We start from the raw sequence: 13107 nt of genomic DNA on the forward strand, positions 1-13107 counted from the left end.
ACGACGACGGGACGCAACTATCGTGGATAGCGCGATACCGTCGCCGTCGCCAGCCTAAGGGAGCGATCTTACCTCAAAGTTTCAGCTCGTTCGCTCCTGAAGGCGGGCGACGAGCCGGCTGTCGATCTCGCCGGTCGCCTCCATGCCGTTGGCGGTCTGGAAGGCACGCACCGCCTCCCGGGTGCGCGGTCCGATCCTGCCGTCCACGGTGCCGATGTCGTAGCCGAGCTCGGCGAGCTTCGCCTGGGCCATGCGGATCAAGGTCGCGCCGTCGAGCGCGGTCCGTTCGCTCGGCTCCGCCTCGCCCCAGCCGCCGGCGGGGGTCGGCACCTCGTTCGCGCTCGCGAGGAGCGGCTTCGGCTTGAACTCGGAGACGGCCCTGTCGAGTTCCGCCACCGTCTCGGGCTCGAGCCTCTTCGCGACGTCGCGCTGACGGTCGGCGGCCTCGCCGTCGCCGCCGGCGCTGGCGATGCCGAACCACTTGTAGGATTCGGCCAGGTCCTGCGTCACCCCCATGCCGCGGGCGTAGAGGATCGCGAGGTTGTACTGGCTGTCGGACAGGCCGTACTCCGCCGCCTGACGGAACCAGATGGCGGCCCGCTCGTAGTCGGGCGTGCCCTTGATGCCGTCGGCATAGAGGACGGCGAGGTTGTGCATCGCCTTGCTGTTGCCCTGCTCGGCGGCCCGCTGATACCACATGCGCGCGAGGTCGGGGTCCTGTTCGACACCCTCGCCCTTCTCGTGGAGGCTGCCGAGGCGGTACTGCGCGGGCGCGAGACCCTGCGCGGCGGCGAGGCGATACCACTTCGCGGCCTCGGAGGCGTCGCGCGCGACGCCGATCCCGTCGGTGTAGCGAACGCCGATCTCGTACTGCGCGGCCGCGTCGCCCTGGGCCGCGGCGAGACGCAGGGCCGTGGGACCGACGGCTGGGTCGGGCAGCTCGATTTCCATCTGCTTCGAGGCCGCCGGGGCCGCCATGTCCGCCTCCGGGCCCGGCCGCATGGAAGCCTGCTCCTCCGGCGCTGCGATCGAGCCCGTCTCGATCGGATCGACAGCCGCTACTCCGGGCAGCTCCGCGCCGCGCTCCACCGTCTCGGCGCCGATGCCCTCCGGCGCCTGTTCCGACGGGTCCGTGCGCTCGGCGGCGCGAGTGGCGAAGCTCGAAGCGTCCTCGGTTCCCGCAACCTGCGCCTCGACGTCCGCGCCTTCCGCGGCCGGGGGCAGCGTGGCGAGGGCCGGGCGGTCGTCCGTCGTCGCGCCCAGATCCAGGTCGCCGCCCCGAAGGAAGCCGACCACCTGCACCGCGCCGACGGCGATGACGATGATGGCCGTCGCGATCATCAGCGGCCGCTTGTATTTCTTCAGGAGATCGAGCGGCCGGGCGCCCCGCGCCTCGTCCTCGTCGGCATCCGGGACGAGCCGGGCTCCGCGCGTTTCCACGGTCGAAGTCTGGGCAGCGCGCCGGGCTGCGGCGATGAAGTCGTTGGGCTTGGCGGCAGGATCCGTGTGCCGGGGCTCCGCCGACGGCGACGGTGCGGCAGCCGTGGTCGCCTGAGGCGCAGCTTCCGATGCGCCGTCCTCGCTTGCCGCCACGGGGCGTCCGCTGCCCGGGGCCAGCGGGGTGTTGTCGTCGATCTCGTTCTTGAAGCTGCGGGTGACGGAGGCGATCCGTCCGACGATCTCGTCGTCGGTCGCAGCGTCTGCTGCCTGGTCCGGCTCGTAGAGCGAGGACGCCGCGCCCTGCGAAGCAGGCCGCGCCTCGGGCTCCGAAGGCGGGGCGAGGACGGAACCTCGAGCGAGGTCGGCTTCCTCGACCTCGGCCTCGAGGCGCGTCAGCCGCTCGACGATCTTCTGCAGCGTGTCGTGGACGGCCGTGAGGGTGCTGCGGGTGCGCTCCTCCGAGGCATCCCCATGCTGGCGCAGCGACACGAGTTCCTCGCGCAGCGCCTCCGAGATCGACCCCTCCGCACTTCGTGCCTCGAGCGTCTCGAGGGCGCGCCGCACGGCCTCCTCGGCTGCGTCGCGCGCGGCGGCGACGGCCGTCTCGCGGTCCTCCTCGATCCGGTCGAACAGTTCGTTGATCGCGTTCTCGACGCCGGAGATGTCGGCGGGTCGGTCGCTCGCTTCACCGAGGGCCTTCGTCAGGCCCGCGACTTCGGTCTCCAGGCGGCCGAGGGCGCTGAGATCGATCGCGCCCGAGTTCGCCTCGATGCGGTCGGCCAGCTCGTTGAGCCGCCGCTCCATCTCGTCGAGCCGGTTCGGCGCCTGGTTCGAGAGGCGCTCACTGAGGGAACGGACCTCCTCGCGGAGCGTGGCGTATCCCTCCTGATTTCCGTCGAGGCGATCCTGAAGGCCGCGAATCTCCTCGCGGATCGCGTTGAGCCCGGCCACCGCGGCCTCCCGCCCCTCGGCGCTGTCGCCGCCGGCTCCGATCTGGAGAAGATCGGCGATCTTCGAGATCTCGCCCTTCAGGGAGGAGAGCTCGCCCTTCGTGCCGCCGTCGACCTGGCCGGCCAGAGCCCTGATCTCCTCGCGGAGCTCGCCGATCTCGCGCTTCGTGGCGGTGTCGAGCCGGACCGCGAGATCCTCGATGCGCGACTCGAGGTCGGGGTCGCGCCGGCCCATCTCCTCGATCTGTCCAGAGAGCTTCGTGAACTGCCCCTCGAGCTGAGTCAGATCGGCGCGCGAGGACCGTTCGACCGCACGGCCGATCTCCTGCATCTCCTCCCGGAGTGCCGTCATCTCGCCGCGGGTCGCGGTGCCGAGACGGTCGGCGAGGTCGCCGAGGCGCTGCTCCATCGCAGGGTCGGGCTGCCCGGCCTCGCCGAGGCGCTCGCTGAGGGCGGCGAACTCGCTCTGAAGCTTCTGGACCTCGGCTCGTGCGCCGCGCTCGATGCTGCGGCCCATCTCCTGGATCTCGTTGCGCAGCGCAGCGACCTCGCTTCGGGTCGCCGTGTCGAGGCGCAGCGCGAGATCGTCGAGCCGCGCGTCGAGATCGGGGGTCTTCTCTCCCGCCTCGTCGATCCGCTCGGACAGTTGGCGGAACTCGGCGCGCAGCTTCTCGAACTCGGTCTTGACGAGGCTTTCGACCAGCCGGTCGGCCTCTCCCATCTCGGAACGCAGCGCGCTCAGCTGCTCCTGCGTCGCCCGCTCCAGCCGCGCCGCGAAATCCTCCATCCACTGCTCGATGCCGGGGGATGAAACCTGCAGCTCCTCGATGCGCTTGCCGATTCGCGCGAGGTCGGCCTCCAGCCGCTCGGCATCCTTGCTGCGCGCCTGATTGAGATCGCGGGCGACCTCCCGCATCTCCGCGCGCACGGTGTCGAACTCGGCCTGGGTTTCCCTGCCGCGGCTGCGCAGATCCTCGCGCAGCTGATCGGTGACGCGCGCCGCGACCGTCTCGGAGGCGGTGTCGAGGCGTTCGCCGAAGCGCGAGAACTCGCTGCGCATCTCGGCGGCAAGGCCCTGGTGGCGGTCCAGCCGGCCGGACAGGGCGCGGATCTTCGCCTCGAGATCCTGCATTCGGTTGCCGCGCGGCTCGGTGTCGCCGGAGCCCTGCCGGTCGAGCACCTTCTGGCGGGCTGCGATCTCGTCGATGGCCCGGCGCAGGCCGTCGATCGACTTCTTGCCGGCGGCGCTCTCGCCTTCGCGAAGCTGTGATCTGTTCGGTGCGGTTTCGGGCCGAGAGGCGTTCACGGCCTGCGCCATCGTCTCCAGCTGCTGCTCGAGCTCGCCGACCGTGGCGCGTGCGGCTTCGGCGCTGCCGGTGTCTCCGGGGATGCGCCCGCCGAGCTTGTCGAGGCGCCGCGCGATAGCGCGAAGTGCCTCGGGAGCTTGCATTTGCTCGCTTCCGGCACGTTCCGGACCGCTGTCCTGCGTCGGCGCCGCCCCCGCTTCCGGCTCCCGCATCACCGCATCGAGCCATTCGCCGAGGCTCATGCCCGCTCGCCGAGCCGCCCGCCGGGCTTCCGCAAGCGGGTCGCTTTCGGGGTCCATTCCGTAAGAGCTCGCAAGTGCCATTTCTTGCCCGATCTGCTGGCGTGGCGTATTGCGGTGCAGTGCATCCGCATCGTCGTTCAATCTGAGCGATGTTTCTCCCGGTAAGGTAAACAGCTGGTTAAGTCTTGCTGAGATCTGCTCCGAATCGGCACGCGCGCTCGGCGCGGCCATGCGACGAACTAACCGATTGACGCTTACGCAAACGTAAGGCTAAGGCAGCTTCAAGACTGGCTATGAGTGAGAAGAGTGATTCCATGGAAGGTGACTTCCGCAGATACGAGCCCGACGAGAAGGACGAGCTTCTCGTCGAGGGCGAGGCCGGAGGGCAGAAGAAGACCGTCTTCACGATCGGGGACCTCGCGCGCGAGTTCGACATCACGCTGCGTGCCCTGCGGTTCTACGAGGACAAGGGGCTTCTGAACCCGCGGCGCCAGGGCCTGCAGCGGCTGTACAGCCGCCGTGACCGGGCCCGGCTGAAGCTCATACTGATGGGCAAGCGGGTCGGCTTCTCCCTGACGGAGATCAAGGAGATGCTCGACCTCTACGACCTCAAGGACGGGCAGGTCACGCAACTGCGCGTCGCCCTCGACAAGTTCGGAGCGCAGATCTCCCTGCTCGAAGAGCAGCGCAGCGAGATCGACCAGGCCCTCAGCGAGCTGCGTCGCACGCACAAGGTCGTCGAGGGCATGCTCAAGGAGCGCGCCAAGGCCGATCACTGATCGTCCGGCGCCGGACGGGCAAGCGATGGTCGGGGCGGCGGCACGGCCTCCCCGACCTCTCCTTCGAGGCGGAGAGGAGTGGCATGGCTGAGGCCTTCATCTACGATCATGTCCGCACCCCTCGTGGACGCGGCAAGAAGGACGGGGCGCTGCACGAGGTGACGGCGCTCGAGCTCGGCACGCAGGTGCTGCGGGCGCTGCGCGACCGCAACGGCCTCGACACCTCGCTCGTCGACGACGTCGTCTATGGCTGCGTCGACCCTGTGGGCGAGGCGGGCGGCGACATCGCGCGCGGCTGTGTCCTCAACGCCGACTATGCCGAGACGGTGGCGGGCGTGCAGATCAATCGCTTCTGCGCCTCAGGCCTCGACGCCGTGAACTTCGCCGCGGCCGAGATCATGTCCGGCCAGCACGAGATGACGGTCGGCGGCGGCGTGGAATCGATGAGCCGCGTCGGCCTCGGCGCCTCGGGCGGCGCCTGGCCGATGGACCCCAGGCTCGCGGTCAAGGCCTACTTCATGCCGCAGGGCATCTCGGCCGACCTCATCGCGACGAAATACGGCTTCTCCCGGGACGACGTCGACCAGTACGCCGTGGAGAGCCAGAAGCGCGCCGCCGCCGCGTGGCAGGACGGCCGGTTCGCGAACTCCGTGGTGCCCGTCAAGGACATCAACGGGCTGACGATCCTCGACCGCGACGAGCACATGCGGCCCGACACGACCATGCAGTCGCTCGGAAGCCTGAAGCCGTCCTTCGCGCAGATGGGCGACATGGCGGGCTTCGACGCCGTGGCCCTCCAGCGCTATCCGGAGGTCGAGGAGGTGCGCCACGTCCACCATGCCGGCAACTCGTCGGGCATCGTCGACGGCGCGGCGGCCGTGCTGATGGGCTCGAAGGAGGCGGGCGCCGCCGCTGGGCTCGCCCCCCGGGCGAGAATCCGCGCCTACGCCAATATCGGCTCCGAGCCGGGCATCATGCTGACGGGGCCGATGGCGGTCACCGAGAAGGCGCTGAAGAAGGCCGGCATGTCGCTCGACGACATCGACCTCATCGAGGTCAACGAGGCCTTCGCCGCCGTGGTGCTGCGCTTCCTGCAGCATTTCGACGCCGACCCGGAGAAGGTGAACGTCAATGGCGGCGCGATCGCGATGGGCCATCCGCTCGGCGCGACCGGCACGATGCTCCTCGGCACCGTCCTCGACGAACTCGAGCGGCGCGATCTCTCCACAGCCCTCGTCACGCTCTGCATCGGCGCCGGCATGGGCACGGCGACGATCATCGAGCGGGTCTGAGGCGGTGCTACCGGGTGACGGCGAGGAGCCTCTGGCGCGCCACGCCCGCGGTGGGCAGGGGCGTGACGACGGGAAGCGTGAGCTCGGGCAGCGCCTCGAAGGCGGGCCGCGCCAGGTAGTAGCCCTGGAAGAGCGTGATGCCCGCCTCGCGCAGCGTCGAAAGCTCCTCGTGCGTCTCGATGCCCTCGGCGATCACGGTGAGCTCGAGAGCCTCGGCGGTGGCGAGCACGCCCGACACGATCGCGCGGCGGGCCCGGCTCTCCGCGATGCCGCGGATCAGCTCCATGTCGAGCTTGATGATGTCGGGCTGATACTGCGCGAGGAGGTTCAGGCCGGAATAGCCGGAGCCGAAATCGTCGATCGCCGTCAGGAAGCCCTGGCGCCGGTACTCCTCGATGATCCGGTTCACATGCGCGGCGTCGACGCGCTCGTTCTCGGTGAACTCGAAGACCAGCCGGTCGCGGGCGAAGCCGACCTTCGCGGCGGCCACGAGCGACGCTCTGATGCAGGCGGCCGGCTCGTAGACGGCGTTGGGCATGAAGTTGATGGAGAGCTTCGCCTCGTCCGTGCCGAACAGCCGGCCGGCCAGCTCGATCGCCTTGACGCGGGCCGCCTGGTCGAACCGGTAGCGCGTCTCGGCGGTCACCTGGTCGAGGATCGACATCGCCGACTGCCCCTCCGGCCCGCGCACCAGCGCCTCGTAGGCCCATGGCCGCCCGCGCTCGATGTCGACGATCGGCTGGAAGGCCATCGAGAAGGCGAATGGCAGTTCCGCGCCGTCGCGGCATGCCTGGCAGGACACGGACTTGGACATCGGGGTAACTCGCGCGTTTCTGGCGGAACTGAACCGGCCCGACCGTAAGAGGCATTTGCTTTCGAGAGCATTACCGCCGGAGACTGCAGTTCTAAGAAGGGAGAGCGGCAATGGCCGAGAAGCACTTCCGCATCGAGATCGACGCCGATGGAATCGCGCTCGTCATCTGGGACACGGCCGGGCGCTCGATGAACGTCATCGACCTCGCTGTGATGGACGAGCTCGAGACGATCATCGACCGGGTGTCGGGCGAGGAGAGCATCAAGGGTGCGGTGATCGCCTCGGGCAAGGACGCGTTCTCAGGCGGCGCCGACCTGAAGATGCTGGGCGGCATGCTCGAGGCCTTCCACACGGAGCGCGAGCGCGACCAGACGGCCGCCACGCAACGCCTCTTCGACGAGAGCCGAAGGCTGTCGCAGATCTATCGCCGGCTCGAGACGTCGGGCAAGCCCTGGGTCTGCGCCATCAACGGCACCGCGATGGGCGGCGCGGTCGAGCTCGCGCTCGCCTGCCATCACCGCGTGGCGGCAGAGAACCCGAAGGCGAAGTTCGGCCTGCCGGAGGTGAAGGTCGGCCTCTTCCCCGGCGCCGGCGGCACGCAGCGCGTCGCGCGCATGATGCCGGCCGCGGACGCCCTGCAGTACCTGCTCCAGGGGCGCGACCTCGACTTCGCGACGGCGCGGAAGATGGGGCTCGTCGACGAGATCGTGCCGGCCGAGCGCCTCGTCGAGGCGGCGAAGGCTTGGATCCTCGGGGGCGGCAGCGCGGTGAAGCCGTGGGACGAGGAGAAGTTCCGCCTGCCGGGCGGCCCCGTCTACTCCGCCACGGGCTTCCAGGTCTTCCCGGCCGCGAACGCCATCTACCGGCGGGAGACGCAGAACAACTATCCCGGCGCCCGCGCGATCATGTCCGCCGTCTACGAGGGGCTGCAGCTTCCCATGGACGCGGCGCTGCGCGTCGAGTCGCGGTACTTCGCCCACGTCCTGCAGACGAAGGAGGCGGCGGCGATGATCCGCTCGCTCTTCGTCTCGATGCAGGAGCTGAACAAGCTCGCCCGCCGTCCGGCCGACGTACCGGCGTCGAAGGCACGCAAGGTCGGCGTTCTGGGCGCGGGCTTCATGGGTGCGGCCGTCGCCTATGTCAGCGCGAAGGCCGGCATCGAAGTGGTCCTGATCGATCGCGACGTGGAGAGCGCCGAGCGGGGCAAGGCCTATGCCGACACGCTCGTCTCCAAGGACGTCTCGCGCGGCAAGGCGACGCATGAGGCGAAGGAGGAGCTCCTCGCCCGCATCGACGCGACCGCCGATTACCAGCGCCTCGAGGGTTGCGACCTCGTGATCGAGGCCGTCTTCGAGGACCGCGACGTCAAGGCGGACGTGATCCAGCGTGCGGAGGCCGTCGTTCCGGAGACCGCGGTGATCGGATCGAACACGTCGACCTTTCCCATCAGCTCCCTCGCGAAGGCGAGCGTCCGGCCGGAGCGCTTCATCGGCATCCACTTCTTCTCGCCGGTCGAGAAGATGATGCTCGTCGAGGTGATCATGGGCGAGGCGACGGGGCCGGAGGCGCTCGCCGTCGCGCTCGACTACTGCCGCGCGATCCGCAAGACGCCGATCGTCGTGAACGACAGCCGGGGCTTCTACACCTCCCGCGTCGTCGGCACCTATATCCGCGAGGGCCACCTGATGCTGGCGGAAGGCGTGCCGGCCGCGATGATCGAGAATGTCGGGCGCATGGCCGGGATGCCGGTCGGCCCGCTCGCGCTCAACGACGAGGTGGCGGTCGACCTCGCCTGGAAGATCCTGCAGGCGACGAAGAAGGACCTCGGCGAGAGCGCGGTCGAGCCACGCCAGGAGCACCTGCTCGAGGAGATGGTCGTCAAACGCGGCCGGCTCGGCCGCAAGAACGGGCAGGGCTTCTACGACTATCCCGACGCGGGCAAGAAGCGCCTCTGGCCGGGGCTTCAGGACCTGCAGGAGATACGTCTCGACCCGGACACGGTCGACGTGGGCGAGTTGAAGCGGCGCTTCCTCGTCATGCAGGCCCTGGAGACGGCGCGCTGCTTCGAGGAGGGCGTGCTGACGGACGTGCGCGAGGCCGATGTGGGCTCGATCCTCGGCTTCGGCTTCGCGCCCTTCACCGGGGGGACTCTGAGCTATGTCGACGGCATGGGCACGAAGGCCTTCGTCGACCTCTGCCGCGCGCTCGAGGCGCGGCACGGACCTCGCTTCGCGCCGAACGACCTCCTGATCGCGATGGCGGAGAACGGCGAGACATTCTACGGCCGCTTCCCCCCGACCGACGTGGCGCCGCAGCGCGCGGCCTGAGGGCGCGCAGAACCGGGTCCGGCGCCGGCGCGTTGCCCGTAGGCGGGGCTACCATGGCGGCGGCTCCGACCATATGTTTGCCGTACGTCACGGTGCGGAAGGAGCCTGTCATGAGATCACTGGTCGCTTTGTCCGCGTTCCTGGCGCTGCTCGTCGCCCCGGCCGTCCTCGCCCAGGAGGCGCAGCCGGACACCGAGGGCGGGCGGTACATGCTGCGCGAGGTCGACGGAGGCTATCTCCGCGTCGACAGGGACACGGGCGACACCTCGATCTGCCGCGGATCGGGAGCCGGGTGGACCTGCACGCTCGTCGCCGACGACCGCAGGGCCTACGAGGACGAGCTCGAGCGGCTCGCCGCGGAGAACGCCGAACTCGCCGACCGTGTGGCGAGCCTGCGCGACGAGGTCGCGAGGCTGCGTGGCGGAGACGCGACGACCGGCGGCGAGGCAGGGGAGGGGAAACGTCCCCGCCCGTCCAGCGTCGCAACGACGAACTCGTCCTCCAGCTGCCGAGCGAGGAGGATCTCGACCGGCTGTCGGAGACGTTCGAGGTCGTCATGCGCCGGTTTGTCGAGATGCTGCGCTCGCTGAAGAGCGATCTTGAGCAGCCGCAGGACCAGCCGGGCGGCAACTGAGCGCCGCGGGCAGGCCGACGGACCGCGCGCCCCTCACCACGCGCCCTCCATGCGCCCGGCGCGGATGCGGGCCTCGAGCCTCTCCCTGACCTCTTCCGGGAAGCGGTTCGCCCGTCTCGTGGCGAGATCCATCGTCAGCGCCGTCGTTTCGACCGTCGCGACCACCTGGCCGGTTTCGATGGCGACCAGTCGGTGCGCGAAGCTGACGGTGGATCGCGACACCACCTCGAGCCGCGAGTGGACGTCGACGAGCCCGTCCGGCCCGCCGCCCTCTCCCCGCGTCAGCTTCATCTCGACCGCCACGCGACCGGCCGCCTGCTCGGCGAGCCAGGCGGGCGTGACGCCGATGCCGGTCCAGAACTGCGTGGCTGCGTCGCTCACACGGCCGATGATCGCGCTGTCATAGGGGCGCCCGTGGCGGTCGCACTCGCCGGCGCGGAGGCGCCCGCGATAGGTCGCGAACCCGCCGTCGAACGCATCGCCGCCGTTCGTCTGCGCCGGCTCCGCACCCAGGCTGCGCGGAAGGGCCGCCTCCGGCACTCCCGCGGCAGCGGTCCTGGCGACCGCCTCGGGAAGCGATTCGTAGCTGTCGAGCGCGGTCGCCGCGATCCCGCCGTCGGCGGTGTTGCGAAGCACGTGCACGAGGCGCGGCGAACCGTCCTCGGCGGCGTGGCTGTGGCCGACGACCGACTGGTCGACCCGAAGCTCGCGGTGGTAACGCACATGTCGGACACGCGGAAGCGGCCGTGCGGCAGCTTCCACTCCGGCGAAGGCGAAGAGGTGGGCCGCCGCATCCTCGAAATGGCGGAAGTAGAACTGGACGTTCAGGTGGTCGTTTTCGTCGCATTCCCACGTGTTGACGTAGGCGCGCAGCGTCTCGGCCGGTCTCATGGCTCTCCTTCATCACGGACGGAGGTCGGGTGGAGAAAATGGCCCGGGCGACGTCGAAAAGGCAAACGATCGCGCCGCTTGTTTGACGCATTGCCCTTGCGTTCGGCGCGGGCCTGTCGCAAGTCCGGCTGTGGCGGATCAGCGGCAGGTCCACTGGGGCGGACACGAAGGACGGGAACGCGGGGACATGCTCGAGCAGAGGCTCCACACGCTGACGCGGCGCACGCCCGGTCCGGGCTTCCACGACATCTCCTCGGAGGTCGACGCCTGGTTGAGCGGAGAGGGGGCGCTCTCGGGCCTGCTCACCGTCTTCATCCGCCACACCTCGGCATCGCTGACGATCCAGGAGAGCGCCAGCCCTCCCGTGCGCCGCGACCTTGCCGAGGTGCTCGACAGGCTGGCGCCGCGCGATCGGCGGTATCATCATTCCATCGAGGGGCCCGACGACATGCCGGCCCACATCCGGTCGATGCTGACCGACGTCTCGCTGTCGATCCCCGTCCTCGACGGCCGGATGTGCCTCGGCACGTGGCAGGGCCTCTACCTCGTGGAGCATCGGGACCGGCCGCACGACCGGCAGGTCGTGCTGCATTTCCTCGGGAGCCTCGCTCGGTGATAAGAGGTGGAGGACGAACCGGTTTGCATGGGCTCGGCCGCCCGTGGAGCCTGTGGCGGCCAGGGGAGTAGGCGTGGCAGAGGCAGATCACTACAGGATCCTGATCGCAGACGATCATCCGCTGTTTCGCGATGCCTTGCGCAACGCGCTCACGGTCCTGTGGCCGGGTGTCGAGATCGCGGAGGCGGGCTCCCTCGACGAGCTGGCGGCCCGGATCGAGGCGTGGCGGGAGGTCGACCTCGTGCTCCTCGACCTGGCGATGCCGGGGGTGCGTGGATTCTCGGGCCTCCTCTTCCTGCGGGCGCAGTTCCCGGAGGTGCCGGTGATCGTGGTCTCGGCGCACGACGAACCGAATGTCGTCAGGCGCAGCCTCGAGTTCGGCGCGCTCGGCTTCATCCCGAAATCGGCCGGCATGGGTACGATCCGGCAGGCCGTCGAGACGGTGATGCAGGGGCGCACATGGACGCCGCCCGACTTCGCGGGAGCGGAGGCGCCGCCGCCGACGAGCTCACTGTCGGCGCGGCTCGCGACGCTGACGCCGCAGCAGGTGCGGGTCCTGATGATGCTGTCCGACGGGCTCCTCAACAAGCAGATCGCCCACCAGCTCAACGTCTCCGAGGCGACCGTCAAGGCGCACGTCTCCGCGATCCTGCAGAAGCTCGGCGTCGACAGCCGCACGCAGGCCGTCATCGCCGCCAGCCGCATCGAGACGAGCGGCTGGATCGACGAGGCGGCGGGGTAGATCCCGGCCGCCTTCCTATGCCGTCAGTGCGCCATGAGCAGCGGCAGCGGGCACTTTCGCAGGAGGTCGCGCGTGACGCCGCCGACCACGGCCTCTCTCAGGCGCGAATGGCCGTAGGCTCCCGTGACGATGAGCTGCGCGCCGATCGCCTGTGCTTCCCTCACCAGCGTGTCGGCCACGTCGTCCTTGCGCTCGAGGAAGCGGAACTCGACCGGCACGCCGTGATGGCCGAGGTGACGCACCATGTCGTCCGCCGCGGCCTTCAGCTCCGCGTCGCGCTCGCCGTGTCTGGCGACGCTGGCGAGCACGACCGTCTTCGCCTGACGCAGGATCGGCATCGCCTCGGCGACGGCGCGGCCGCACTCGCGCGTGTTGCTCCAGCCGACGAGGACGGTGTCGATGGCGCCGATCGTGCTCGCTCCCGGCGGGACGACGCAGACACTGCGGCCGCCCTCGAAGAGCGCGGCCTCGGCCGTGTCCGCCGCGCTGTCGTCGCCGGAATCGTACGGGCGTGACAGGACGAACACGTCGGCCGCTCGGGCCGCCTCGGCCGCCACGCGGGCAAGCTCGCGCCGGGGAACGTCGTAGCGGCGCAGCATGGCCGGCGCCTTCAGGTGCGACAGCTCCGACTTCAGCCGGGCTTCGGCGGCATCGCCGAACTCGTGGGCGATCGTCTCCGACTCCCGGCGGATGCCCGGGGCGGCGACTCCGCCGTCGATCAGCGTCGCGTAGTCGGGCACGACGTTGAGGAAGGCCCCGGTCACGTGGGCTTCGAAGAGTCCGGCCAGGCCGTCAGCCTGGGCGAGCCTCGTCTTGTCGGCGTCGCCGCCGTTCAGTTGCACCACGATGTCGCGGATCATTGTCGTTTTCTCCCTCATTCGTCGCGCCGCGATGCTCGTGCGGCGCACTCGGTTCGTTTCGTCGGCGAAAGCGGAGCCGACGGGAAAACAGGCGGCTGTGCCCGCGAATCTTCGCCCGTCGGCGTCTCGATCCGATCCGAGCACACGAAACCTGGGGGAGACTTGATCGCTGTCAACGCACGCCGGAAAAACTCGCGGAGGCTCGCGGCGGTC

General features: G+C 69.7%; 10 protein-coding genes. 6 read left to right on the plus strand and 4 right to left on the minus strand.

The features are described from left to right. Nucleotides 1-81 precede the first annotated feature (81 nt). Complete coding sequence (locus N177_RS04525; protein WP_023431063.1) at nucleotides 82-3939, minus strand: peptidoglycan-binding protein; 3858 nt, start codon at nucleotides 3937-3939, stop codon at nucleotides 82-84. Nucleotides 3940-4253: 314 nt separating this feature from the next. On the opposite strand from N177_RS04525, the gene N177_RS04530 reads away from it, so the two are divergent. Beyond that, nucleotides 4254-4718 carry a MerR family transcriptional regulator gene (locus N177_RS04530; protein ID WP_023431064.1) on the plus strand — a complete coding sequence of 155 codons (465 nt, stop codon included), beginning with the start codon at nucleotides 4254-4256 and terminating at the stop codon, nucleotides 4716-4718. 83 nt (nucleotides 4719-4801) lie between these two features. After that, nucleotides 4802-6010, plus strand: coding sequence for an acetyl-CoA C-acetyltransferase (locus N177_RS04535; protein WP_023431065.1), 1209 nt, complete (start codon nucleotides 4802-4804; stop codon nucleotides 6008-6010). A gap of 7 nt (nucleotides 6011-6017) precedes the next feature. Here the strand turns inward: N177_RS04535 and N177_RS04540 are convergent, their stop codons facing one another. Beyond that, nucleotides 6018-6824, minus strand: a complete 807-nt coding sequence (locus N177_RS04540; protein WP_023431066.1) for an EAL domain-containing protein — start codon at nucleotides 6822-6824, stop codon at nucleotides 6018-6020. A 110-nt stretch (nucleotides 6825-6934) separates the two neighbouring features. Here N177_RS04540 and N177_RS04545 point away from each other — a divergent pair, with 110 nt between their 5' ends. Both N177_RS04545 and N177_RS20470 read left to right on the plus strand, forming a co-directional pair. After that, nucleotides 6935-9151: a 3-hydroxyacyl-CoA dehydrogenase NAD-binding domain-containing protein gene (locus tag N177_RS04545; RefSeq protein WP_023431067.1), complete on the plus strand. Its 2217-nt coding sequence runs from the start codon at nucleotides 6935-6937 to the stop codon at nucleotides 9149-9151. Between the two features lie 110 nt (nucleotides 9152-9261). Beyond that, nucleotides 9262-9741 carry an FtsB family cell division protein gene (locus N177_RS20470; RefSeq protein WP_023431068.1) on the plus strand — a complete coding sequence of 160 codons (480 nt, stop codon included), beginning with the start codon at nucleotides 9262-9264 and terminating at the stop codon, nucleotides 9739-9741. Nucleotides 9742-9818: 77 nt separating this feature from the next. Here the strand turns inward: N177_RS20470 and N177_RS04555 are convergent, their stop codons facing one another. Then, nucleotides 9819-10676 carry an acyl-CoA thioesterase gene (locus tag N177_RS04555; RefSeq protein ID WP_023431069.1) on the minus strand — a complete coding sequence of 286 codons (858 nt, stop codon included), beginning with the start codon at nucleotides 10674-10676 and terminating at the stop codon, nucleotides 9819-9821. Between the two features lie 187 nt (nucleotides 10677-10863). Here N177_RS04555 and N177_RS04560 point away from each other — a divergent pair, with 187 nt between their 5' ends. Continuing rightward, nucleotides 10864-11292, plus strand: a complete 429-nt coding sequence (locus N177_RS04560) for a secondary thiamine-phosphate synthase enzyme YjbQ (RefSeq protein ID WP_023431070.1) — start codon at nucleotides 10864-10866, stop codon at nucleotides 11290-11292. A 73-nt stretch (nucleotides 11293-11365) separates the two neighbouring features. Then, nucleotides 11366-12034, plus strand: a complete 669-nt coding sequence (locus N177_RS04565) for a response regulator transcription factor (RefSeq protein ID WP_023431071.1) — start codon at nucleotides 11366-11368, stop codon at nucleotides 12032-12034. Nucleotides 12035-12057: 23 nt separating this feature from the next. Here the strand turns inward: N177_RS04565 and N177_RS04570 are convergent, their stop codons facing one another. After that, nucleotides 12058-12894: a universal stress protein gene (locus tag N177_RS04570; protein ID WP_023431072.1), complete on the minus strand. Its 837-nt coding sequence runs from the start codon at nucleotides 12892-12894 to the stop codon at nucleotides 12058-12060. Between the last annotated feature and the right edge of the window lie 213 nt (nucleotides 12895-13107).

The organism is Lutibaculum baratangense AMV1 (assembly GCF_000496075.1).
Lineage (GTDB): Bacteria > Pseudomonadota > Alphaproteobacteria > Rhizobiales > Tepidamorphaceae > Lutibaculum > Lutibaculum baratangense.